The following is a 24,640-nucleotide window of genomic DNA, read 5'->3' as shown; positions in this document are numbered from 1 at the left end:
AAGATCGTGTAAAGTCGCGATCTTTTTTTAAATAGAGTCTAACTTTAAAACTCACCTGTATACACGGGAATTCATTATGAAGATAATTGTACCAATGGCGGGAAGAGGATCTCGATTAAGACCACATACATTAACAGTTCCAAAACCTTTGATTCCTGTAGCCGGAAAGCCCATTGTTCATCGTTTGGTAAGCGATATTGCCGAAGTATTGGGAGAACCCATCGAGGAAGTTGCTTTTATTTTGGGAGACCCAGCCTTTTTTGGTGATGACGTTATAGAGAGTTTAATGACTTTGGCCGAAGAATTAGGCGCCAAAGGTTCAATTTACAGGCAGGACAAACCGTTGGGCACAGGCCATGCCATAATGAGCGCCAAAGAATCCTTGAGTGGCCCAGCAGTGATTGCCTATGCCGATACTTTGATAAGAGCTGATTTTGATCTAGATAAATCTGCAGACAGCGTTATTTGGGTAAAACAAGTGGAGCGACCTGAAGCTTATGGAGTGGTTAAACTAAATCAAGACAACGAAATAGTTGAGTTGGTCGAAAAACCAGAAGAGTTTGTATCCGACCTTGCTGTAATAGGTATTTACTATTTTAAAGATGTGGGAGTGCTCAAAAACGAACTTCAGCACGTATTGGATAATGATATTACACATGGTGGGGAATACCAGATCAATGACGGTATCAAACGAATGATGGAAAAGGGCATGAAATTTGTTCCCGGTAAGGTGGATGAATGGATGGACTGTGGCAATAAGAATGTAACCGTGGAAACCAATCAACGCATGCTGGGCTTTTTGGATAAAGAAGGAGAACAGATGATTGCCAAAACCGTAAAACAAGAAAATGCAAATATTGTTGAACCTTGTTTTATAGGAGAAAATGTAGAGCTAAAAAATACTACGGTAGGGCCTTATGTGTCAGTTGGGGCAAATACCGTGATAGAAAACTCAACGGTAAAGAACAGTCTTATACAGACCAATAGTAAAATCAGCAATGCCAACTTGGACAACGCCATGATTGGTAACCATGTTGTTTACAATGGTAATTTTGAGACCATTAGTATTGGTGATTATTCGGTTTTGGAATAACTTTACAATAGATTTTTAGTTTGATGGGGACATAGGATGTTATGAGAAAAACGCTTTTTCTTTGTGTGCTTTTATCGGTGTCAGCAATGACACTTCACACAGCTTATGGCCAAGAAGAACAGGAAAGCGCCGAAGTCTATCTTGAAGAATATACCGATGAGTTTCAGGAAAATTTCTTTGAAGCCTTAAAGCAAAAAGGCATCCAAAACTATGATAGGGCGGTAGATTTGTTTCTAAAATGTAAGCAATTGGAACCCAACAATAGTGTAGTGGATTATGAGTTGGGCAAGTCTTATATGCTCGATAAAAAATATATTCAAGCGCAAGATTATGCAATTGAAGCACTGCAATCAAAACCTACAGATTATTGGTATTTGGACAACTTACTCACTATATTGGATAAGCAGGGCAGTCCAATAGAGACCGTAAAACAACGAATACCTTATGAGAACAAAAAGCTCCAACAGAATATGGCTGTCTTTTTCTTCAAAATGAAGAAGTATGAAGAAGCCTTAAAGGTGCTCGACCAACTGGAAAATTCTCAACTTAAATCAGATTTGAATCAAAAAATAAAAGACTCTCTTCAAAAAGGAAAAGAAAAACCAACAGTTCCAATAGCTAATCAAGACCAAGATGAAGCTGATAACCCTTTTGAAGCGCTAAGATCAAACATGGAACAGTTGATATCGGAATCCAATTATAAAGAATTACTGGAGATTTCTGAAGGTGCCGTGGATTCATATCCATTACAGCCGTATTTTTATTATGCGTATGGCAGAGCTCTTAATAATACTGGAAACCCAAACAAAGGTATAGAGGTTTTGGAAAGTGGACTCGATTACCTTTTAGATGATGATACCTTGAAAAATAGGATATATAAGGAGCTTTCACAAGGCCACTCCAAAATAGGAAACACACAAAAAGCAAATGAATATTTGAACAAGATTAATTCTGGATTATAATGTTTTTATGTAAACACATAACAAAAATCGGCTTATTTACAGTGCTTCTGATTACGTTGGGCTCCTGTAAAAGTACCAAGTCCATTACAGGAGGAGAGGCAAATTCGAGAATGTCCGCTAAGAACATTATCCATGCCCACTATCTAAACCAACCAAACTTTAAGACCTTGAGAGGAAGGCTCAAAATTGATTATACCAATGGAGAAGAATCACAAGGTGTCAATGTGAGCTTACGCATGGAAAAGGACAAGGTAATTTGGATGAGTGCACCTCTGGGCATTGTTAAGGCACATATTACCCCAAATAAAGTCTCTTTCTACAATAAACTTCAAAATGAATATTTTGATGGAGATTTTAGTTATTTGAGTCAAATGCTAGGTACACAGCTTGATTTTGAAAAAGTACAAAATCTATTGCTGGGGAATGCTGTATTGGACCTTAGGGAAGAAAAGTTCAATTCGGAAGTGTATAATGGTAACTACCAATTAAAGCCCAAAAAAGCCAGAGAGTTTTTTAAAATTTTATTTCAGTTGGAACCCAAAAACTTTAAAATTGCTGCACAAGAAATATCACAACCAGAACAAACAAGACAGTTAGAGGCTAAATATACCTATCAGGATATTTACGGAAACGTGTTTCCAGATGAAATACAAATTGTGGCACAAGAGGCAGATAATTTAACTACAATAGATTTAAGTTTTCGTAATTTGGAATTGGACAAGCCTATGAGTTTTCCCTATAAAGTCCCAAAAGGGTTTGACAAAATTACATTAAAGTAATATGAAATATAAAATACCATATTGGCTTTATTGTGCGGTAGTTATACTTATTACCTCTACTAAAATTCATGCTCAGACCAGCGAACAAAAAATGCTGGAGACAAAACGGGAGCACTTGCAAAAAGAAATAAAGGAAATCAATAGATTGCTCTTTGCAGAACGTAAGGAAAAAGGTACTGTATTGGACCAAATGGAGGCATTGGATAATAAAATAAATGTTAGGCAGGAACTTATACGTGTAACCAATCAACAGGCTAACCTTCTCAATAGACAAATTAATGTTAACATAAGAAGCATTAGTAAACTTAGGGAGGATCTAAAAATATTAAAGGAAGATTACGCAAATCTGATTCAAAAAACGTATCAGAACAAATCCCAAAACAATCGATTGATGTTCCTTTTATCTTCGGAAAGTTTCTTTCAGGCATTCAAGAGGCTTCAGTATATGCAACAATATGCAAAACATCGTAAAAAGCAAGGTGAAGACATTGAGCAAAAAACGGAAGAGCTTACCGCATTAAATCAGGATTTGGCACGTCAAAGAAAAGAGAAAGAACAACTTCTTGCAGAAAACCAACGTGCCAAAAACGAACTTTCGCTAGAGATAGACGCACAGAAGAACCTTTTAAGGAGCATTAAACAAAATGAGACGAAGTACACTGCCGAAATCGCAAAAAAGCAAGCTGAGGCACGTAGGATTGATCGTGAGATTGAGAGTTTAATAAAAAGTGCCATTGCCAGTTCCAACAAAAGTTCCGGAAATTCGGTCAGTAGCGCAACATTTGCACTTACACCTGAGGCAAAATTGTTGGCGGATAATTTCTCATCCAATAAAGGAAGATTGATTTGGCCAGTGGAAAAGGGAATCAAGAGCCAAGGATACGGTGTTTATGCAGATAAACTTTATCCCGGTATTAAACATAGAAACAATGGGGTAACCATAACAACCGATAAAGGTAGTAAAGCGAGGGCCATTTTCGAGGGAGAAGTAATAGCTATACTCGCTGCACCTGGAGGGAACAAAGGCGTTCAGATAAAACACGGTAACTATATTAGCACTTACTACAACTTATCCGATCTATATGTAAAAAAGGGGGATCGGGTTGCCGCCAAAGAACTTCTTGGAGAAATAAATACCAATCGGTTTGACGGCGCTACAAAGCTAAAGTTTTACCTTTATAAGGACGCCAATAGACTGAACCCCGAAGAATGGATCTATCAACTTTAGTACTATGAAAAAAATAACAGACTTGCAAGGCGCATTTGAACTGCACAATGGCGTGAAAATGCCTTATTTGGGATTGGGTGTATATCTTTCCAAAGATGGAAATGAAGTGATAAATGCGGTAAAAGAGGCATTAAACCATGGTTACAGGCATATTGATACTGCTGCCATTTACAAAAATGAAGAAGGTGTTGGTGCCGGGATAAGGGAAAGTAATATGGATAGGAAGGATGTGTTTTTGGTGAGTAAGGTTTGGAATACCGATCAAGGGTATGATACTACCTTAAAAGCCTTTGATGCCAGTTTGGAGCGTTTGGGTACAGATTACCTAGACCTGTATTTGATTCATTGGCCCAAAGGTGAAATATCCAAAGAAACTTGGAGGGCACTTGAAAAGTTATATAAGGAAAAACGAGTACGCGCTATTGGTGTCAGCAACTTTTTAAAGCACCATTTAGAAGACCTGTTAACTTCGGCAGAGATTGTACCCATGGTGAACCAAATGGAGTTTCACCCGTATTTGGTGCAACAAGATTTAATAGAATTCTGCAATATCAAAGGTATCCAGTACGAAGCATGGTCCCCACTAATGCAGGGGAATATATTTGATTTGGATGTTATGAAGGAATTAGCAGCAAAATACAATAAGACCATCGCCCAGATCGTGCTACGCTGGGACCTACAAAAAGGTGTGGTCACCATTCCAAAATCATCCAAAAAAGAGCGTATCATTGCTAACTCTGACCTTTTCAATTTTGAAATTTCAGAAGAGGATGTGAAACTGCTCGATGGACTGGACGTAGGCAAACGATTTGGCCCAGATCCGGATAATTTTGATTTCTAGATTTTATGAAGTAAACAAAGCCTTTAATTCCGTGGCATCGGCAGGCTTCATTTTGCCGGCAAGCACCAAACTCAATTGCTTTCTTCGGAGGGCGGCGGCATAGCGTTCCTTTTCCAGTTCTGTTTCTGGTTTTAAAGGTGGGACGTCTGTCGGTTTTCCGGTATCATCTACTGCTACAAACGTATAAATTGCCTCATTGGCTTTTGTACGTTCCTGCGTGAACCGATCCTCGATCCAAACATCAATAAATATTTCCATGGAAGTTTTAAACGCTCTGGAAACCGATGCTTCAACCGTTACCACGCTGCCCAGTGGGACCGCACGATTAAACGCTACGTGGTTAACCGAAGCGGTCACCGTAATCCTACGACTGTGCCTACGTGCAGATATACTGGCAGCTCGGTCCATACGGGCCAATAGTTCTCCGCCAAAAAGATTGTTGAGGGGGTTGGTTTCACTGGGTAATACCAAATCGGTCATTACCGTACGGGATTCACTTGGTGCTTTAGCCTGCATAGCTTAAAATTTTGCGCAAAGATATTGAAGTGTAGAATGGTTTTTAAAGGAAAGGGAGGTTATTTCTCGGAAAGCATCCAAGCATCCCTAGAATCTGAAGCTTTAACCTTTCTTAAAAAGGCAAGTGCCTCCTTCGGGTTTTCAAAACTATCGTAGGCCACTTGGTGTAGCCCGTATTTGTTCACGCCCAAATAAAAGGCATTATATCCTCTTTCCTTAAGTTGGGCCACTTTTTTATCTGCGTTTTTCTCCTCACGGAACGCCCCTGCGATAACATGGTGTTTGCCCAATTGTTTTTTGGTCACTTTAATGTTTATTGCAGGAAGCTCTAACGGGGAGCTTTCAAAGAAAGTAGCTTCTTGGATCAAGCGGGACACTTCCTGTTGTGCATCTTGCTGTGCAGCCACTTCTTTTTGTTGTATATCTCCATAGGTGCTGTAAGAAGTAACACCCATTGAAACTGCCAATAATATGACAGCTGCATACTTTAACCAAGGTCTAAAAGAGGTTTGCTCTCTTTTTTCCGGAGTAATAATGAATGGAATTCGTTCTTCAAGTGCTTCCACTTCCTCTTTGATCACTTCGCGCTGTACAGGTGTTGCGGCAAAAGATGTTAGACCAAATGAAGAGGTTAAAAAGTTCACCTTTTCTTCTGGTTGGAACTGGATTCGTTTTTCGTTGTTGTGCCAAAGTTTACCAATACCAAAAAGTTCTATGCTTTCACCTTTATGGAGGGTATTGTTCCAATCTTGGGCAATTTTCTCGATTTCTACGAGCATTTCCTCGTATCCCAGTTTTTTTTCTTTGGAAATATGGGAAACCAATAAACCATCGTTTTTGGAAAGTTGGGCATTAAAGGAAATAGCTTTACTTGGCGGTGCCAAAGTGTTGGTGGCCAAATCAATTTCTGCGGATTTAGTATGTGCCAAAAAAGCCCCAAAACCCGGTATTACTACACAGTTGTAATCAAACAACAGTTGTTTTATATATGAATCGATCCGCATAGCCACAAATATTGCAAAAAAAGAAAGAGTACGAAATAAGCCTGATTACTTTTTATTAACATTTATAAATCTGTATTTTGTGAACAACTTTGACACCCAAATCAAATGACTGAACCTGAAATTATTGCGGCTTTACGGCTGCAAAATATTCCCAATATCGGAGATGTTACGGCCAAGAAATTAATTGCACATTGTGGGAGCCCAATCGCCATTTTTGAGACTAAACCACAACATCTTTTAACCATTGATGGTATAGGGAAGATGACTTTGAAAGGACTTTATGACCCTATTTACCTTGAGGAAGCCCAAAAAGAGTATGCGTTTTTGTCCAAAGAAAACATCACCTTCTCTTATTTTATGAACGATGACTACCCGACTCGTTTAAAACATTGTTTGGATGGGCCAATTTTATTGTTCCAAAAGGGCAATATCAATTTAAAAGATCAAAAGATTATCAGCGTAGTAGGAACAAGGAACGTAACGAATTACGGCACTTCTTTTTGTAATCAATTTATAGAGGAAATAGCGCCCTTAAACCCCATTATAATTAGTGGATTGGCCTACGGGGTGGACATTGCGATACATAAAGCGGCCATTAATCATGGGTTACAGACTATAGCCTGTATGGCCCATGGCCTAAATCAAATTTATCCAAAGGTTCATTCAAAATATAAATCCAAGATTGAAGACAACGGTGGTTTTATGACCGAGTTTTGGAGTACGAGTCAACCGAACCGAGAAAATTTTCTGAAGCGTAACCGAATTATTGCAGGTATAAGTGAAGCGACCATTGTAATTGAATCTGCTGAAAAAGGAGGCAGCTTGGTTACGGCGGATTTGGCTCACGGCTACCATCGAGATGTTTTTGCGGTTCCAGGGAGGGCAACGGACAAATGGAGTAAAGGCTGCAATGACCTTATCAAATATCAAAAAGCCCATTTATTGACATCGGCAGCAGAACTAATTTATCTTCTGGGATGGGAAATTGATGAGAAAAATCAAGAAAAAACAGTACAAAAACAGCTGTTCGTCGAGTTGAACGAAACAGAACAGTCAATCTACTCTTATTTGCAGTTGAACGGTAAACAGTTACTGGATACCGTTGCTTTGGAGTGTAAATTGCCCATTTTTAAAGTTTCGTCCACACTTTTAAATATGGAAATGAAAGGTGTTGTCCGTCCATTGCCCGGTAAACTGTTCGAGGTAGTGTGAGCGTACAATTTTATGCTTTAAGTACTGAAAGTTTACAAATTGAAGACGTTGGTCGAGTAACTTTACAAATTGATAAAATCAGGGTTATTGGTCGAACTATCCAAGCTTTTGAACTTAATTTCCAATAGAAATTATCGTAGAACAAACAAGAAAATAACTGTATGTCGAGACGGGAGCTAACAGAACGGTCACTCTGTTTTTAAGTGCATTTCAACGAAAGGTTAACGCCAAAAATCGAGAATTGGCTAAAAAATGTGTCTTGGGTTTATAGATGTTTGCAGTATTTTAAATTGGTGCAAAGGAGGGTAAATGGCCCCATGTTCGATGAATGGCTAATATCCCAATTTTTCACGAACGCGCACCAATACTTGATCCGCTACTTTACGTGCTTTTTCAGCACCAAAGGCCAAAGCTTCGTCCACCTTACTTTTATTGTTCATGTAATATTCAAACCTTTCGCGAGGCTCTTCAAACTTTTCCAATATAAGCTCGTACAGTGCTTGTTTTGCATGGCCATATCCATAGTTTCCTGCGAGGTAATTGGCGCTCATTTCCTCAACCTGTTCTGGAGTTCCAAGTAGTTTGTACAATGCAAACACATTATCCTTGCTTGGGTCTTTGGGTTCTTCCATTGGTGTACTGTCCGTAACAATGCCCATGATCTGCTTGCGCAGTTTCTTGTCCGTTTGAAACAAATTGATGAGGTTGCCACGGCTTTTACTCATTTTTTGACCATCTGTACCAGGAACATACATAGTTTGTTCGTGAACTTTACCCTGGGGCATCACAAAGGTTTCTCCCATTTGGTTGTGGAAGCGGGAAGCTACATCACGGGTCATTTCCAAATGCTGAAGTTGATCCTTGCCTACGGGGACAATTTCTGCATCATACAGCAAAATATCGGCGGCCATAAGCATTGGATAAGTAAACAGCCCAGCATTTACATCTTCCAATCTGTCGGCTTTGTCCTTGAAACCATGGGCCAAGGTCAAACGCTGATAAGGAAAAAAACAGCTAAGATACCAAGCCAATTCTGCAGTTTGTGGAATATCACTTTGTCGATAAAATACAGTTTTTTCAATATCAAGACCAAAAGCGAGCCAAGTGGCTGCAATGGCGTAGGTGTTGTTTCTCAAAAGCTCCCCATCTTTAATCTGGGTCAGTGAGTGCATATCGGCAATAAAAAGGAACGAATCGTTGTTAGGATCCTCTGCCATGTCAATGGCGGGTGAGATCGCACCTAAAATATTACCCAAGTGTGGTGTTCCTGTACTTTGTATTCCAGTGAGAATTCGGGCCATGCTAAATTTTTGCCAGTAAATGTAAGCATCCCAGACATATAAAAAAAGCGGGAAGGACCACTAGTTATAAAAGGTATGTTCCCTATTAAATATGGATGTAGCGTAAAATATTGAAATACTTTACTTTTGGCAGATGCTTGGAATAATCAGAAATGTTGGGCACGTTTTGTACAGGGTATGGTTCTATGTATTGGTTGCGGTTCCTATATTATTGTTTTTCCCCATACTATTGGTATTTACCATTTCTGAAAAAACATATGCGCAATTTTTTTGGTTGGCCCGGAATTTATGGGCTCGCCCTATTTTATTTGGTATGGGCTGTTTTCCAAAAATTGTGAGAGAGCAACGGATGAGGAGAAAAATGAGCTACATGTTGGTTGCCAATCATACAAGTATGCTCGATATTATGTTGATGCTTCATGTGAGTAGGAATCCTTTTGTTTTTGTTGGTAAAAAAGAGCTGGTCAAGATTCCTGTTTTTGGATTTTTTTATAAACGTGTTTGTATTTTGGTGGACAGAGACAATGTAAATAGCAGGACCGGGGTGTATAGGAGAGCGCAAAGACGATTAGATCAAGGTTTGAGCATTTGTATTTTCCCGGAAGGAGGTGTCCCCGAAGAAGAAATAGTGCTGGACACTTTTAAGGATGGAGCTTTTAAAATGGCCATTGCCCATAAAATACCTGTGGTACCCATGACTTTTTTGGATAATAAAAAGAGGTTTTCGTTTACTTTTTACAGTGGGGGGCCTGGAAGGATAAGGGTAAAGGTCCATCAATTTTTTGAAACGGGTATACTAAGCGCCGAGGATACATCTACATTGAGGGAAGAGGTTAGAACGGTAATTTTTACAGAGTTGACCAAACAATAGAGTCTCACAAAGGGATTTCTAGAATCACTTTTGTCCCCGCAGGTTGCTCTGTGTCATCAATTTTATCGATTATGGCTATGCAATCTTGATTTTTTCCCAAAGATTCCAACCGCTGTATGGTTAATTCGATACCTCTGGATTTTTTTTCTTTTTGATAGATATGCAGTCTTTTCTTAGCCGCTTGCCTACCAACACCATTATCATCAATTTCACAGATTACAACATCCGTTCCTTTTATAAAATTTATTACAAGTTCTTTATGATTTCCTTTCTTGGGTAAAAGCCCATGTATAATTGCATTTTCAACGAAAGGTTGCAAAATCATAAAAGGAACTTCAATGTCATCTATGTTTAGATTTTCATCTATATTGATAGTGTAGGAGAAAGCATTGTCAAAACGAAGGGATTCAAGCTCTAAGTAGTCTTGAATCATGATTATCTCTTCATTGAGCACAACATTGGTCTCTAGGGAGCTTTCCAAAATATTTCGTGTTAACCTGCTAAATTTTGATAAGTATTTTAATGCACTTTTCTTGTTGTCAATGGATACTAAATGCCGGATGGAACTAAGTGCGTTAAAGATAAAATGCGGGTTTACCTGAGCTCTTAAGGCTTTGTTTTTATTAATAAAAGCCTCTTGCTGAAAGTTTAAGCGTTCTACATGATCCACAAACATTTTATAAGTTAATCCAAATGCAAAGATCACAATCTCAACAGTAGATCCAATAATTAAATTTAGTTTATTGTAATATCTTAAGGGGTCGGTGTCGATATCTATACCTAAATAGAAATGACTGGCAACACTAAACATAAAAGTTGCGGATCCTGCAACAAACAGGTACCCTATTAAATTCCTGGTCGTGATTAAAACGTGTAATATGGCAACCCCGCCAAATATGGTATCAAAAATAGGTAGTGCTTTGACAAGAAAGATATGACCTATATAATAATCATAAACATAGAAGAGAATATCTACTATTAGATACACTGCATGAAAGCCCAATAATGTTATTATTACAAAGTACGCAAAGCGATAATTCTTTTTTAAGTTCAAGTAGTAAATCATAAAGTACATATACCCTACTCCCACGAATAAGGCGATATTTTCCAGCAACCACACCTTGAGAAGCATATTATTGGGCAACCATGCATTAAATAACTGTAAATCATCTTTGAGCACAAATAAGAGAAGAAAGGAAACGTAAAAAGAATAAAGGAAAAACTCCGCTTTTTTAAAGTAACCAAAAAAAACAAGCATAATTACTGCCATTAAACCAGCAACGCCACTAAAAATATATATTGGGAGTACTCTTTTTACTTCTTCCCATGAAAAAATATCTTTTGAGGGCTCAAAATCAACAGTAAACTTCCAGTGCTTTAGGTTGTCAATAAATAGGACCTGTTGAACTTTGAGAAAGATAAAACGGTCATTTATAAGAGTATCTTGGTTAATTTTTACTTCGGCAAAGTACTTGGAGGATTTTATCCGTTGACCAGCATTGTCTAGATTAAATCGTCCAATATCTTTTTTTAGTATTGAATCATTCTTTTGATAAAACAAAGTGCCATAATCGAAACTGTTATGGATTAAATACCACGAGCTACTTTCGTTTAAAAGAGGCGCTACTTTTTTTAAATCCAACTTTATCCAAAAAATATCATCAGGATGTGTCTTTTCGAAAGAATCGTTAAGTTCAGAAAACTTTTGAGAAGACCCTGCTAGATCTTGAAGAGAGATACTTTTGTTTTGGGTTTTGAATATGGTAAATGGAATTACATTTTCAGTGTTTATATTGGTTTTTTGCCCGCTTATTTCACCATTTAAGATAAGGGAGAGACCCAAAAACAAATAGATGCATTTAGAAAATACTGGCATGGGTTAGGATAAATTTGGTAATCTGAGGGTGATTTCTCCCGAGTGTTCCGTTGTTTTTTCATTATAAACTACATTTTTTTCGATGCCATAGTTTTTAACGGAATTAAGAAACTTAATATGATCTTCCCATTGAATTATACGTTGTCTATATTCTGGTTGGTATTTCTGTTCATGACCGATGATATTATGCCGGTGTTTTACAGTTAAGAGGACATACGCTTTCGAAACATTAAAACTAATATCCAATTTTTCATTTTTATGCTGATTTATTATAATAGTTTCTATTATATTTTCAAATAGTGTTTGAATAATGGAAGAAGGAATTATACAATCGTTTTTTTTTGAATTGGCATTTGATGTAATTGTATATTCAAAGCGATTATGATATCTAAGTCTCTGAAGTTTTAAATATAAGTTTAGCATTTCAACCTCTTCCTGCAAGCTTGCGGTGTCGCTGTCCAAGCTTTTTAGGTAAAACCGAATAAGCTTACTAAAAAGGGATAAATATTGTAGCGCTGATTTTTTTTCTCCAGATGTGATAAAATATTGGATGGAATTAAGGGCGTTAAAAACAAAATGGGGATTTAGTTGGGAATTAAGGGATTTGAGCTTAAGCTCAATCATTTCTCCTTTTATCTTTAATAGATTTTCCTTTTTTTCCGCCAATATTTTGTTGTCCCTAATATTTTTAATTTTAATTGCACAAATTGAGGCAATGGCAGTGAGCATTCTAAGATGCTCTTTTGTAAAAAAATTTCTTTCCGGGTGCTCACAATCAATTACACCATAAAGGTTGTCCTCATAAGCTATGGGAACGCATATCTCCGAAAGTCTGTTATCGTCATCAATTATATATCGAGAATCTTTGGAAGTATCAAGAATAAGTTCAGCTTTTCTGGATTTCGCTACGCTTCCAGTAATCCCATTACCAATAGGGATTTCCACAGGGTTACTAAGTGTTCGATCTTTTGGACTTTTTGGACCGTAGGCAGCCTTTTGAACCAGTAAGTTTTCATTTTCGTCCACTAAATAGATAACGCAGTCTATGAAACCTAACTTTGAGATACAATTCTTTGCAATATCCCACAAAATATCTTCTTCATTTTTCTTCCCCATAAGTGATTTGGAAAAATAAATAAGGATATCCTCAAACTGTTCAGTTTTCACATTATTATGGAGTTGGTTCTTGTTTTAGCTCATAATGTAAGAAAATAATATGAATGTATTGGCTAAAAAAAGCGCTCCATCTAATCAGAGCGCTTAACTGATTGCATTAAGGAGCAATCTTCCTAACCAACTTCTTTAATTCTAAAACCTGAAACTAAATCCACTATAGACTCCAATGGAATAGGGTTGAAAATTGCCCGATACATTGGAAAATGTATTGAGTTGATATTTAAACACAGGCTCTACATTAAATCTAATTTTTGGTGAGAATTGATAATTGAGACCCATACCCAGATTGGCACTAAAATTCAAGGAATTAATATTATTGGCTTCTCCCATTTCTGTGATCAAATCATTGGATTCAAGCAAAATAGAATTGTCAACAAGAAAAAGGGAACTTACCCCTCCAATTAGGTCAATCCCAAATTTCTTGTCCAAAACGGCATAGTTTACTTCCAATGGAACTTCAATATATCCCAATTGTTGAACCATTCTTCCGTCCAGGGAAGGAGCTTCGTTCAATGCGATTTCCTTGGAGCTTAGCGAGGGAGTTTTTTTACTATTTTCTTTGCTCTCAACAACAATAGATTCAGAGTTTTGGCTATAATCTATATTAGCAATCTTATCACCGGAGGCAGATCGTAGGGTAGAAGAAAAAACTACATCATTGGTGTTATAGCCATAATTTACCCTATGCACACCAGAGCGGATTTTCACTTTTTTACCTATTTCGTAGGCAATGGCCAAACCATAACTTAGATTTAGTTTTCCCGATTTTGAATTGGAGGTGAAATCAGACCCAACAGGAGAACCATCTCCGCTTGCATCAAAATAAACTGGTGCTAATGAAGGACCAACAGACCATTTGCCCGATGGGGTTGTAGCAAGGGCTTCTTTTTCGTCTTGCTGCTCCGCTATTGCCTCATATATGGATTTCTTTTCTGCCTTATCTTTTTTCTCTTCAGTGCTTGCTACTATTTCTACGTTCTGTTGGCTTTCAGAAATAGCTTGATTTTTTACAGATGTAATAGTATCCCTGTTTCTTGCGATTACATCAGTATCGTTTAAAATAGCATTTTTAGGGACAGCGGACGTTTTTGATTTGTTCAAATTGTTTGCAGTCCGGGTTGCCACAGTCAAACCGTGCTTTTTAGGGTTTGGAACCCCATTTTTAGTCATTTCCGTGTCAGCACTTGATTCTATCTTCTGATTTGGAGTCTGAATTTTATTTTGTTCGGTTAATTGGCTGCCCTTTGATGGATTTGTTAAACTTTCAGTATTGTTTTCCGTGTTTTCCAATGATTTTGGATCTGACGTATTCTCTATATCGGAAATAATCTGTTCCTTTTCTTTATTTTCGGTTAACGGATTAAACACCAACATAAGTATGGCTAAAGTAGCTGCAATGCCACCTAAGCTCCACCAAATTGGAATAGCTCGTTTTTTTTGTTTTTTATTGTTCAAAGAGGCTTCAATATTGTCCCAGACTTTTTGGTTTGGAACTTCTTGAAAATCCTGAAAGCTTTCTTGGAACAATTGCTCTAAATTCTTTTTCCCCATGGTCGTTCTATTTAAGCAATGTTAATTTTTTCTTTTTCTATTTTATCCCTCAAAATTGCTTTGGCTCTTGCCAAATTGGATTTAGAGGTTCCAGTGGATGTCCCCAACATCTCACTGATTTCTTTATGGCTATAGCCATCCAAAACATACAGGTTAAACGTTAATCTGTACTTATTTGGAAGTTCTTGAATGAATCCCAATAATGTGGACAGGTTAATATCTATGTCTTGGGTATCTACTTCTATCTCATCTTCGATATTTTCCGATACTACATCCAAGTATTGATCCTTACGATATTTCTGAAGTACTGTGTTTACCGTAATCCTTTTGATCCACCCTTCAAAAGAGCCTTTAAAGCCAAACTGGTCAACTTTGTCGAATATGACCATAAAACTATCATGCAGATTATCTTCAGCCTCAGTTCTGTTCCGTGAATATTTAAGACACATGCCGAACAGAACACCAGAATATCTCCGGTATAATTCTGCTTGGGCCTGTCGCTTTCCTTTCTTACAGTTATGTATCAGCTCTTCAAGATCCAAATGTTGGTCAATTCTGGATTACTTATATTAATATGTCGATGACTCGGATGTTATTGGTACTTTATATTCCAAGTAGGTCGCATTTCCATCGGCATCATCGCCTGCATAAAACCTAAAGGTATATTCTTCGGTATAAATTACATTGAATTTTAATGTTGCCACAACTTCTTCGACGGCTTGGGTGCATTCTCCGTTTTTATCCGTTAGCACAGAACCTATTGCCACCACATCGCGCCCGGTCATCGTAGTCTGTGCTACATCAAAACCTTCGAAAAAGGTACAGCCATTTGGCCTTAAGTAAGTTACATCAATGTCATAGGTTTTTCCAAATTCAAATGATTCGGGTACATCGGCCTCTATTGCGTTTAAGGCCGTAAAGTGAAAATTGGGGGAATCATCGTCCACTTCACAAGAGATGAACCATGAGCATGCCACAATTAACATAAAGGGCATCAGCACTTTTTTCATAACAAAATCCTTTTATTCCCTAGATGTACTGTACATACAAGGGTTGCGTAGGATTTTCACAACCAAAAGTTAATCTCCACAAAAAATCGATAAAGAGCGATTATTCGCTTACCGCAGCAATAGCTTCTTTTATTTTTCCTTCCAGTTCTTCAGATAGTTCCGGATTATCTATTAAAAGAGATTTTACAGCATCTCTTCCTTGTCCTAATTTAGTGTCTCCATAACTAAACCATGAACCACTTTTCTTGACAATTTCATAGGCAACCCCCAAATCCAGTATTTCACCCACTTTTGAGATTCCTTCGCCATACATAATGTCAAATTCCGCTGTTTTAAAAGGAGGTGCCACTTTGTTTTTCACCACTTTAACCCTGGTCTTGTTCCCTTGTACATCACCATCTGTACTTTTAATTTGGGTAGATCGTCTAATATCCAATCGTACGGAGGCATAAAACTTAAGGGCGTTACCCCCAGTGGTTGTTTCCGGATTACCGAACATCACACCTATTTTTTCCCGTAACTGGTTAATAAAGATAACGGTACATTTGGTTTTGCTTATGGTGGAAGTTAGTTTTCGCAGTGCTTGAGACATTAAACGGGCGTGCAATCCCATTTTAGAGTCACCCATTTCCCCTTCAATCTCACTTTTAGGTGTAAGGGCGGCCACAGAATCCACGATTACTATATCTATGGCACCGGACCTAATCAAGTTTTCTGTAATTTCCAAAGCTTGTTCTCCATGATCGGGCTGGGAAATAATCAAGTTGTCGATATCAACACCAAGCTTTTTGGCATAAAATCGGTCAAAGGCATGTTCTGCATCAATAAAAGCCGCAATGCCACCAGCTTTTTGTGCTTCTGCAATGGCGTGCAAGGTCAATGTTGTCTTACCGGAAGATTCCGGACCGTATATTTCAACCACCCTTCCTTTAGGGTAGCCGCCAACACCAAGAGCAATGTCCAATCCGAGTGAGCCGGAGGGAATAACCTCTACATCTTCAACAATACTGTCGCCCATTTTCATAACAGCACCTTTTCCGTAGGTTTTATCCAACTTGTCCAGTGTTAGTTTAAGGGCTTTTAATTTTGCTTCTTTCTCTTTGCTCATGGTAAAAATATGATTAGAAAAGCTAAAATACCATTTCTTTCAAGATGCCGCAAAAGCGACGCAACCTTTTTAATAATATTGCACCTAACAGGTACTAACTCATCTTTATAGAGCTAGAAATAGCTCGCAATTGCTATGAAGAGGAAAGTTTTGCTATGAAAAGAAAAGCAGATTAAAAGGGCCATATGGCCCTTTTGATTTTTTAAGCTTTTTAATTTTCTATCTTTGCCCCATATTTTAAGAACCATCTTGTAACTTATATTTAGTATAGCATGCAACTGTACAATACATTAAGTGCAAAGGAAAGAGCGGCTCTTATTGAGGAAGCCGGTAAAGACCGACTTACCATCTCTTTCTATAAATATGCACACATTGGCAACCCTCAACTTTTTAGGGATTATCTTTTCCTGTCTTGGAATAATATGGAAGTTCTAGGTCGTATTTATGTGGCTCATGAAGGTATAAATGCGCAACTTTCAGTACCCGCTGAAAATTTTAACAATTTTAAAGAACACTTGGACAGTATTCCATTTTTGGAGAATGTCCGCTTGAACATTGCCATTGAGCAGGACAATAAGTCATTTTTAAAGTTAAAAGTTAAGGTTCGTAAAAAAATTGTTGCTGACGGTTTGAACGATAAAACTTTTGATGTCACCAATAAAGGAGTCCATGTTGGTGCAGAACGTTTCAATGAACTTATTGAAGACGAAAATACCGTTTTGGTGGATATGCGTAATCATTATGAAAGTGAAATTGGACATTTCAAAAATGCCATAACCCCTGATGTAGATACTTTTCGTGACTCACTGGATATCATAGAACAAGATTTAGCGGAGCATAAGGAAGATAAAAAACTGGTTATGTACTGCACCGGTGGTATCCGATGCGAAAAGGCCAGTGCCTATTATAAGCACAAAGGATTTAAAAATGTGTATCAGTTGGAAGGTGGAATAATTGAATACACACGTCAGGTAAGGGAAAAACAATTGGAAAATAAATTTTTGGGCAAGAATTTTGTTTTTGACCATCGCCGGGGCGAGCGTATTTCTGATGAGGTAGTCGCCAATTGCCATCAATGTGGCAAACCATGCGATACTCATGTAAACTGTGCAAATGAAGCCTGCCACCTATTATTCATACAATGTGAGAAATGTGCCAGTGATATGAACAATTGTTGCTCGGTGGATTGTATGGAAGTACATGCATTGCCCTACGAAGAACAAAAGCGTTTGCGAAAAGGCAAGGGAGCCAGTAACAAAATATTTAAAAAAGGCCGCTCTCCAGTGTTAAAATACAAGAAATAGCATTTCACTGCTGCCACAAATTGTACTATATTTACAACAAGTAATTTTTATGAACCCTTTTTAAGGAAATGCTTTAAGTTTCCTTGAATCAAGATATTAAATATGGCGTGTAGCAGTTGTTCAACCGGCAAGGATGGACAACCGCGTGGCTGCAAGAACAATGGAACTTGTGGCTCTGATGGTTGTAATAAGCTAACAGTCTTTGACTGGCTTTCCAATATGTCGTTGCCCAACGGTCAAAAACCTTTTGATTGCGTTGAGGTACGTTTTAAAAATAGTAGAAAGGAATTTTTCAGGAATACGGAGAACCTCACATTGTCCATAGGCGATGTAGTGGCCACTCAGGCCAAATCAGGTCACGATGTTGGGGTAGTGACTTTAACTGGTGAATTGGTGCGGATTCAAATGAAGCGCAAAAAAGTGTCTCCAGATGATAAAACCATTCCAAAGATTTACAGAAAAGCCTCCCAAAGAGATATTGATATTTGGCAAAAATGTAGGGATAGGGAAGAGGAAATCAAAAAACGTTCCAGAGAAATAGCCATCTCATTAAAGCTTCAAATGAAATTGAGCGATGTTGAGTTTCAGGGAGATGGGTCCAAGGCTACATTCTACTATACAGCAGAAGACCGTGTAGATTTTAGGCAGTTGATCAAAGACATGGCCAAAGCATTTGGCATTCGGATAGAAATGCGTCAAATAGGATATAGGCAAGAGGCCCAACGCTTAGGTGGAATCGGTTCTTGTGGAAGGGAACTTTGCTGCTCTACGTGGTTAACGGATTTTAGATCAGTAAGCACGGCATCTGCAAGATATCAACAGCTTGCATTAAACCCTCAAAAATTGGCCGGACAATGTGGTAAGCTCAAATGTTGCCTCAATTACGAGTTGGACATGTACCTCGATGCACTTAAGAACTTTCCTCCCTCGGATTGTAAAATAAAGACTCAAAAGGGATTGGCTTTTTGTCAAAAAACAGACATTTTTAAAGAAACACTTTGGTTCTCTTATAAGGATGAACCTGCTACATGGCATGCATTATCAAAAGACCAAGTATTGGAAATCCTGGAGCTGAACAAGAAGAACGAAAATATTCAAAGTCTTGAAGAGTATGCTGCGGATAATGTGGATGAAGAAAAGACCATTTTTGAAAATGTAGTCGGCCAAGATAGCCTTACTCGTTTTGATAGGCCCAAAAAGAAGAAAAGAAGAAAGAAAAAAAGAAGAAAGCCCAAACCAAAAGCATAATCAAATGCGAAGCAATTTTTTGTTCCTGTTGATAATTGTACTTACCCTATCCGCTTGTAATGAGTTGTTGGTTTATTCGGATTATCAACCTATCAAAGAAGGAAAATGGCAATTGGATCAAAATGTCGATTTTCAATTTTCCGAATTGGACTCAACACAAACCTATAACATGTTCATAAATGTTAGAAACGATGATTCTTTTGCTTTCAGTAACTTATTTTTAATAACTGAGTTGGAATATCCGGGCGGCACTACCGTTAAGGATACATTGGAGTATAGAATGGCTGAACCATCGGGAGCATGGCTCGGAAAAGGAATGGGAGGCGTCAAGGAAAATAAATTATGGTTCAAGGAAAACATCGATTTTCCAAATTCTGGCGTATATAAAGTGAATATCTCCCATGCCATGCGAAAAAATGGTGATGTGGAAGGCCTTCAATTTTTAGAAGGTGTAACAGATGTTGGTTTGGAAATAGAAAAAGCACCCAAATTATAATGGCAAAGACTCGTCAAAAAAAGAAGCAGCAGAATTTTTTTCCCTTTATTAAGTGGTTTTGGATTTTATTCGGAGCGGGAGTGTTCTCGATTATACTAACTTTTTTATTGGCATCGTGGGGTGTGTTCGGAGAAATGCCGACGTTTGAACGCCTTGAGAACCCAGAGACCAATTTGGCTACAGAATTTATCTCTTCAGATGGGGAGACGCTAGGCAAACTCTATTTGGATGATAACAGAACATGGGTAGATTATGAAACCCTTCCACAAAATGTGATAAATGCTCTGGTTGCCACCGAAGACGCCCGATATTACAATCATTCCGGAATCGATGCACGAGGAGTTGCAAGAGCTTTGGCTTATTTAGGTACAAAAGGAGGGGCAAGCACCATTTCACAACAATTGGCAAGACAGCTTTTTGTTGGTGTCCGTTCCCGGAACCTATTCGAAGCCGTTACCCAAAAAATAAAGGAATGGGTTATAGCTACCCGTTTGGAAAGGAACTATACAAAGGAAGAGATCATAGCCATGTATTTAAACATCTATGATTTTAATTACAATGCAGATGGTATCCGTTCGGCTGCAAGAATTTATTTTGGAAAAGAGCCGGCCGAGCTAAAAATCGAAGAGTCTGCCGTATTGGTGGGTATGCTAAAAAATTCATCGCTCTTTAACCCCATTCGCCGCGAAGAAATGGTTTTTAACCGACGTAATACGGTTCTTAGCCAAATGGCCAAGTATGACTATATCACAGAGAAGGAAAAAGACTCACTCCAAGCCTTGGAGATGAAAATCAACTTTAATCCGGAATCGCACCGAGAAGGATTGGCCACTTATTTTAGAATGTACATGCAGCGCTTTTTGAACCGATGGGTGGAGGAGAACCCCAAACCAGATGGCGAAAAGTATAATATCTATTTAGATGGACTTAAGGTGTATACAACCGTAGATTCCAGAATGCAAAAGAATGCAGAAGAAGCGGTGCAAGAGCATATGAAGAATTTACAGGCTGAATTCTTTCACCAAAACACACCCGACCGTAATCCTACAGCACCATTTTTGGATTTGAGCAAGGGAGCCATAGACACAATAATGGAACGAGCCATGAAACGTTCCGCTAGATGGCGTCATTTAAAAGGAGAAGGACTTTCTGAAAAAGACATAAAAGCCACTTTTCAAGAAAAAATAGAAATGACCGTTTTTGATTGGAACAGCGATTCTTTTGAAAAAGACACTATAATGACACCGATGGATTCCATTCGGTACTACAAAACCTTCTTGCGTACCGCAATGATGTCCATGGAACCGCAAACAGGCCACGTAAAAGCTTGGGTAGGTGGTATAGATTACAAACATTTCCAATACGACAACGTAATTCAGGGATCAAGACAAGCAGGTTCCTTATTTAAACCGTTTGTGTATGCCGCAGCCATTGATCAGTTGCGTTATTCACCTTGTTATACCCTGCCGGATAACCAATATTGCATTGAGCCGGGCAAACATGGAAATATGGAGGCATGGTGTCCAAAAAACTCAGATGGTAAATATTCGGGAGAGGACATGACCTTAAAAAATGCACTGGCCAATTCCGTAAATTCCATCACGGCACAATTGATTGATCGGGTGGGCCCAGGTTCAGTTGCCTCAATAGCAAAAAGTATGGGAATTACGAAGGAAATCCCACCTGTGCCATCTATAGCACTGGGCACACCTGATGTAAGTGTTTATGAAATGGTTGGAGCCTTTGGAACTTATGCCAACCAAGGGGTTTATGTAAAACCCGTAATGGTTACCCGAATTGAAGATAAAAACGGCACCGTACTTTACGAGTATACTCCAGAAACAAAGGATGTTTTGAGCAAAGATGTAGCCTATGCCATGGTGAATTTATTAGAAGGGGTAACACAATATGGCTCAGGTGGAAGGTTACGACACACTTATGGAAAAAACCAAGCAGTTTACAAGGAAATCATAACGGGATACCCTTACGAACTTACCAACCCGATTGCGGGTAAAACAGGAACCACTCAAAATCAAAGTGATGGTTGGTTTATGGGAATGGTGCCCAATTTGGTGACCGGTGTTTGGGTTGGAGGAGATGATAGGTCGATACATTTTAACCGTTTATTATATGGTCAAGGAGCGGCTATGGCTTTGCCAATATGGGCACAGTATATGAAAAAGAACTATGCCAATGAAGAACTTGGAGTGTCCAAGGAGGCATTTGAAGAACCGGAAGAAATGTCTATCACTATCGATTGTTCTCTAGAACAAGAAGAAGAACAAAATAATATTGATACAGAAGACGATTTGGATGATTTAGACTTCTAATCCAAACAGTTTACTATAAAAACCCCGAGCATAAGTTAATTTGCTTGGGGTTTTTTTATTTATATCGTAATTTGAGACAATCATAAATAAGAATTAGATGATCGATAAAACAGTTGCCAATGTCACAGAAGCCTTAAAAGGCGTTGAGGATGGAATGACCTTTATGCTGGGTGGATTTGGTTTATGTGGAATACCTGAAAATGCGATAGCTGAACTTGTACGATTGGGTGTTAAGGACATCACCTGTATATCCAATAACGCGGGAGTTGATGATTTTGGACTTGGACTACTTTTACAGAAACATCAGATTAAAAAAATGATATCCTCATACGTTGGCGAGAACGATGAGTTTGAACGTCAGATGTTGAGCGGGGAACTAGAGGTAGAATTGACGCCACAGGGCACGCTCGCCGAAAAATGTAGGGCTGCACAGTCTGGATTTCCGGCTTTTTATACGCCAGCAGGTTATGGAACCGAGGTGGCGGAAGGAAAGGAAACTCGTGAATTCGATGGAAAAATGTATGTATTGGAGCCCGCTTTTAAGGCAGATTACTCCTTTGTAAAAGCATGGAAAGGGGACGAGGCCGGTAATCTTATATTTAAAGGAACTGCACGTAATTTTAACCCGTGTATGTGCGGTGCGGCAAACATTACTGTAGCCGAGGTTGAAGAACTGCTTCCTGCCGGAAGTTTGGACCCCAATCAAATCCATGTACCTGGAATATTTGTTCAGCGTATTTTCCAAGGAGAAAAGTATGAGAAAAGAATAGAACAGAGAACAGTTAGACAGAAAGCATAACTATGTTAGATAAAAACGGAATAGCAAAACGGATAGCAAAAGAGGTCAAGGATGGTTATTATGTAAACCTTGGAATAGGTATCCCAACCTTGGTGGCTAATTTTGTAAGGGACGATATCAGTGTGGAGTTTCAGAGCGAGAACGGAGTTTTGGGAATGGGCCCTTTTCCTTTTGATGGTGAAGAAGACGCAGACCTGATCAATGCGGGAAAGCAAACGATAACAACTCTTCCAGGAGCATCCTTCTTTGATTCCGTTTTGAGTTTTGCCATGATTAGGGGCAAACATGTTCACTTAACCATATTAGGTGCAATGGAAGTGGCGGATAATGGAGATATAGCCAATTGGAAAATACCAAAAAAAATGGTGAAAGGGATGGGGGGAGCCATGGACCTAGTGGCTTCTGCTGAAAATATTATTGTGGCAATGATGCATACCAACAGGGCCGGAAAATCAAAATTATTAAAACAATGCACCTTGCCATTAACAGGAGTTGGGTGTGTTAAGAAAATCGTGACAAATCTTGCCGTTTTAGAGGTAACTCCGAATGGGTTCAAATTGCTTGAAAGAGCACCTGGGGTATCTGTGGAAGAAATAGAGCAAGCCACAGAAGGAAGGTTGATTGTGGAAGGCGATATTCCTGAAATGAATATTTAATAAATATCAACGCCTTTTTTACAACAAAAACTGATAGTTATACAACATAAGTTTTAAATTACCATTCATCGATGATATATTTGGTTATATCGAATTTTTTACCCAAATTAACACCATTAAAACCTATTAACCATGGCACTAAAATCCAAAACCACGATGGACGAGAACGTACAAGTTTACAGAAATGATTTTTTCACAGGTTTTATGCTTTTGATCAAGAAGCTTTTTATGCTATAGATCAGTAGTTACCCCCTGAAAAATTTGGAGCCAACGTTTTGTTAGGCTCTTTTTTTTGCGCTAATTTTAAGTAAAACAATAGTATGCCCTTATCTTCTCGGGAATGTGTAGCATCGGATTTGAACACCTTGGTCCAAATATCCAAAGAGACCTTTGTTACGGCTTTTGAAAAAGATAATGACCCAAATGACTTTCGGGCCTATATCCAAGAAGCATTTGCTCCCAGTAAATTGAGGGTGGACTTGGCGAGTAAAGACAGCTTCTTTTATTTTGTTTATGATCAAGAAACATTGGTGGGGTATTTTAAATTAAATAGGGGAACAGCTCAGACCGATGTATGCGACTCTAACGCTCTGGAAATTGAACGTATTTATGTGTTGAGCTCTCATCAGGGTAAAAAAATAGGGTCTTGGATGCTTCAGCAAATTATTGAGAAGAGCAATACATTAGGTATGGCATACATTTGGCTCGGAGTTTGGGAAAAAAATATCGATGCCATAAAATTTTATCAAAAAAATGGGTTTGCCAAGTTTGGAGAGCACCCCTACTATATCGGAGCCGATAAACAAACAGATTGGCTATTACGTCTAGAGCTTTAATAGGTCACTTAAGAAGATAATATCTCCCTCGGCTTGTAATTTATAGGCAAAAGAATTTTCAAATGCAGCATGAATAAGTAATGAAATGGCATTTGCATTCAGTTTTGTCAAACTATTGGTACGATACACAACATCCCTAATAGTCGAAAAACTTACATTGCTCCGTATGGCAATATTTGCAAAATCATTTTTGGAGGTATACCTTCGAAGTACCATAGAAAGCTTTTCACTTATCGGTTTTCCATAATCCTTCTCATCAAAGAGTAATTCTCCTTTAACAAATGGTCCAAGACCTTTAATAGAGCCCATATATAATTCCTATTTAAATAATTATATGTTGGGGTAGAATCCTATTTTCTATATTTGGTCTGTAACCCAATTACAGAAAACTAAATAGATTGCTGCGTTAAGTGCGTATTGCGTAACAATATTACACAATATAG

24 protein-coding genes are annotated in these 24,640 nt (G+C 38.3%); 14 read left to right on the top strand and 10 right to left on the bottom strand.

The features are described 5' to 3' along the window. Positions 1–76 precede the first annotated feature (76 nt). The 5 genes from MWU56_RS10910 to MWU56_RS10890 all read left to right on the top strand — a co-directional run bounded on the left by MWU56_RS10910 (position 77) and on the right by MWU56_RS10890 (position 4,903). Positions 77–1,093, top strand: a complete 1,017-nt coding sequence (locus MWU56_RS10910; RefSeq protein WP_247044484.1) for a sugar phosphate nucleotidyltransferase — start codon at positions 77–79, stop codon at positions 1,091–1,093. Between the two features lie 86 nt (positions 1,094–1,179). Continuing rightward, positions 1,180–2,055 (top strand): tetratricopeptide repeat protein, encoded by an 876-nt coding sequence (locus tag MWU56_RS10905; RefSeq protein ID WP_247044482.1) that lies wholly within the window; start codon positions 1,180–1,182, stop codon positions 2,053–2,055. 41 nt (positions 2,056–2,096) lie between these two features. After that, complete coding sequence (locus MWU56_RS10900; protein WP_317236538.1) at positions 2,097–2,834, top strand: DUF4292 domain-containing protein; 738 nt, start codon at positions 2,097–2,099, stop codon at positions 2,832–2,834. Position 2,835: 1 nt separating this feature from the next. Next, positions 2,836–4,062, top strand: coding sequence for a murein hydrolase activator EnvC family protein (locus MWU56_RS10895; RefSeq protein WP_247044480.1), 1,227 nt, complete (start codon positions 2,836–2,838; stop codon positions 4,060–4,062). A 4-nt stretch (positions 4,063–4,066) separates the two neighbouring features. Then, the gene (locus tag MWU56_RS10890; RefSeq protein ID WP_247044479.1) at positions 4,067–4,903 is read left to right on the top strand and encodes an aldo/keto reductase; all 837 of its coding nucleotides are present in this window, start codon (positions 4,067–4,069) and stop codon (positions 4,901–4,903) included. A gap of 3 nt (positions 4,904–4,906) precedes the next feature. Here MWU56_RS10890 and MWU56_RS10885 read toward each other — a convergent pair whose 3' ends face one another. Both MWU56_RS10885 and MWU56_RS10880 read right to left on the bottom strand, forming a co-directional pair. After that, positions 4,907–5,419, bottom strand: a complete 513-nt coding sequence (locus tag MWU56_RS10885) for an acyl-CoA thioesterase (protein WP_247044478.1) — start codon at positions 5,417–5,419, stop codon at positions 4,907–4,909. A gap of 59 nt (positions 5,420–5,478) precedes the next feature. Further along, positions 5,479–6,423 carry an SPOR domain-containing protein gene (locus tag MWU56_RS10880; protein ID WP_247044477.1) on the bottom strand — a complete coding sequence of 315 codons (945 nt, stop codon included), beginning with the start codon at positions 6,421–6,423 and terminating at the stop codon, positions 5,479–5,481. Positions 6,424–6,528: 105 nt separating this feature from the next. Here MWU56_RS10880 and dprA point away from each other — a divergent pair, with 105 nt between their 5' ends. Continuing rightward, entirely contained in the window at positions 6,529–7,635 is a 1,107-nt protein-coding gene (gene dprA / locus MWU56_RS10875) for a DNA-processing protein DprA (protein WP_247044476.1), read from the top strand. Between the two features lie 332 nt (positions 7,636–7,967). Here dprA and trpS read toward each other — a convergent pair whose 3' ends face one another. After that, positions 7,968–8,936 (bottom strand): tryptophan--tRNA ligase, encoded by a 969-nt coding sequence (trpS, locus tag MWU56_RS10870; protein WP_247044475.1) that lies wholly within the window; start codon positions 8,934–8,936, stop codon positions 7,968–7,970. A gap of 133 nt (positions 8,937–9,069) precedes the next feature. Between trpS and MWU56_RS10865 the strand changes: the two genes are divergently transcribed. Continuing rightward, a complete protein-coding gene (locus MWU56_RS10865) occupies positions 9,070–9,807 on the top strand; it encodes a lysophospholipid acyltransferase family protein (RefSeq protein WP_247044473.1) in 738 nt (245 codons plus the stop codon). Between the two features lie 4 nt (positions 9,808–9,811). On the opposite strand, the gene MWU56_RS10860 is transcribed toward MWU56_RS10865, so the two are convergent. The 6 genes from MWU56_RS10860 to recA form a co-directional block, all read right to left on the bottom strand. After that, complete coding sequence (locus MWU56_RS10860) at positions 9,812–11,683, bottom strand: sensor histidine kinase (RefSeq protein WP_247044471.1); 1,872 nt, start codon at positions 11,681–11,683, stop codon at positions 9,812–9,814. Positions 11,684–11,686: 3 nt separating this feature from the next. Next, positions 11,687–12,850, bottom strand: a complete 1,164-nt coding sequence (locus tag MWU56_RS10855) for a histidine kinase (protein WP_247044468.1) — start codon at positions 12,848–12,850, stop codon at positions 11,687–11,689. 141 nt (positions 12,851–12,991) lie between these two features. Continuing rightward, on the bottom strand, positions 12,992–14,410 hold the full coding sequence (locus tag MWU56_RS10850) for an outer membrane beta-barrel protein (RefSeq protein ID WP_247044466.1): 1,419 nt from the start codon (positions 14,408–14,410) through the stop codon (positions 12,992–12,994). 11 nt (positions 14,411–14,421) lie between these two features. Then, positions 14,422–14,952, bottom strand: a complete 531-nt coding sequence (locus MWU56_RS10845) for an RNA polymerase sigma factor (RefSeq protein WP_247044464.1) — start codon at positions 14,950–14,952, stop codon at positions 14,422–14,424. A 27-nt stretch (positions 14,953–14,979) separates the two neighbouring features. Then, positions 14,980–15,420 (bottom strand): hypothetical protein, encoded by a 441-nt coding sequence (locus MWU56_RS10840; RefSeq protein WP_247044463.1) that lies wholly within the window; start codon positions 15,418–15,420, stop codon positions 14,980–14,982. A gap of 100 nt (positions 15,421–15,520) precedes the next feature. Continuing rightward, positions 15,521–16,528, bottom strand: a complete 1,008-nt coding sequence (gene recA, locus MWU56_RS10835; protein ID WP_247044462.1) for a recombinase RecA — start codon at positions 16,526–16,528, stop codon at positions 15,521–15,523. A gap of 272 nt (positions 16,529–16,800) precedes the next feature. Between recA and MWU56_RS10830 the strand changes: the two genes are divergently transcribed. The 7 genes from MWU56_RS10830 (at position 16,801) to MWU56_RS10800 (ending at position 24,197) form a co-directional block, all read left to right on the top strand. Next, a complete protein-coding gene (locus MWU56_RS10830; protein WP_247044461.1) occupies positions 16,801–17,832 on the top strand; it encodes a rhodanese-related sulfurtransferase in 1,032 nt (343 codons plus the stop codon). A gap of 102 nt (positions 17,833–17,934) precedes the next feature. Continuing rightward, positions 17,935–19,080 (top strand): stage 0 sporulation family protein, encoded by a 1,146-nt coding sequence (locus tag MWU56_RS10825; protein WP_247044460.1) that lies wholly within the window; start codon positions 17,935–17,937, stop codon positions 19,078–19,080. A gap of 4 nt (positions 19,081–19,084) precedes the next feature. Further along, the gene (locus MWU56_RS10820) at positions 19,085–19,576 is read left to right on the top strand and encodes a gliding motility lipoprotein GldH (protein ID WP_247044457.1); all 492 of its coding nucleotides are present in this window, start codon (positions 19,085–19,087) and stop codon (positions 19,574–19,576) included. Further along, positions 19,576–21,906 carry a penicillin-binding protein 1A gene (locus MWU56_RS10815; RefSeq protein WP_247044455.1) on the top strand — a complete coding sequence of 777 codons (2,331 nt, stop codon included), beginning with the start codon at positions 19,576–19,578 and terminating at the stop codon, positions 21,904–21,906. Before MWU56_RS10820 ends, MWU56_RS10815 begins: the two co-directional genes overlap by 1 nt. A gap of 97 nt (positions 21,907–22,003) precedes the next feature. After that, complete coding sequence (locus MWU56_RS10810; protein WP_247044453.1) at positions 22,004–22,705, top strand: CoA transferase subunit A; 702 nt, start codon at positions 22,004–22,006, stop codon at positions 22,703–22,705. Between the two features lie 2 nt (positions 22,706–22,707). Next, positions 22,708–23,361 (top strand): 3-oxoacid CoA-transferase subunit B, encoded by a 654-nt coding sequence (locus MWU56_RS10805; RefSeq protein WP_247044452.1) that lies wholly within the window; start codon positions 22,708–22,710, stop codon positions 23,359–23,361. 320 nt (positions 23,362–23,681) lie between these two features. After that, positions 23,682–24,197 (top strand): GNAT family N-acetyltransferase, encoded by a 516-nt coding sequence (locus tag MWU56_RS10800; RefSeq protein WP_247044450.1) that lies wholly within the window; start codon positions 23,682–23,684, stop codon positions 24,195–24,197. Here MWU56_RS10800 and MWU56_RS10795 read toward each other — a convergent pair. Beyond that, on the bottom strand, positions 24,186–24,506 hold the full coding sequence (locus MWU56_RS10795; protein ID WP_247044448.1) for a hypothetical protein: 321 nt from the start codon (positions 24,504–24,506) through the stop codon (positions 24,186–24,188). The genes MWU56_RS10800 and MWU56_RS10795 overlap by 12 nt on opposite strands. Positions 24,507–24,640: the final 134 nt, after the last annotated feature.

It is taken from the genome of Allomuricauda sp. F6463D, assembly GCF_023015965.1.
GTDB lineage: Bacteria > Bacteroidota > Bacteroidia > Flavobacteriales > Flavobacteriaceae > Flagellimonas.
The sequence above is the reverse complement of the archived record's forward strand: the minus strand, read 5'-3'. Positions and strand labels throughout refer to the sequence as shown.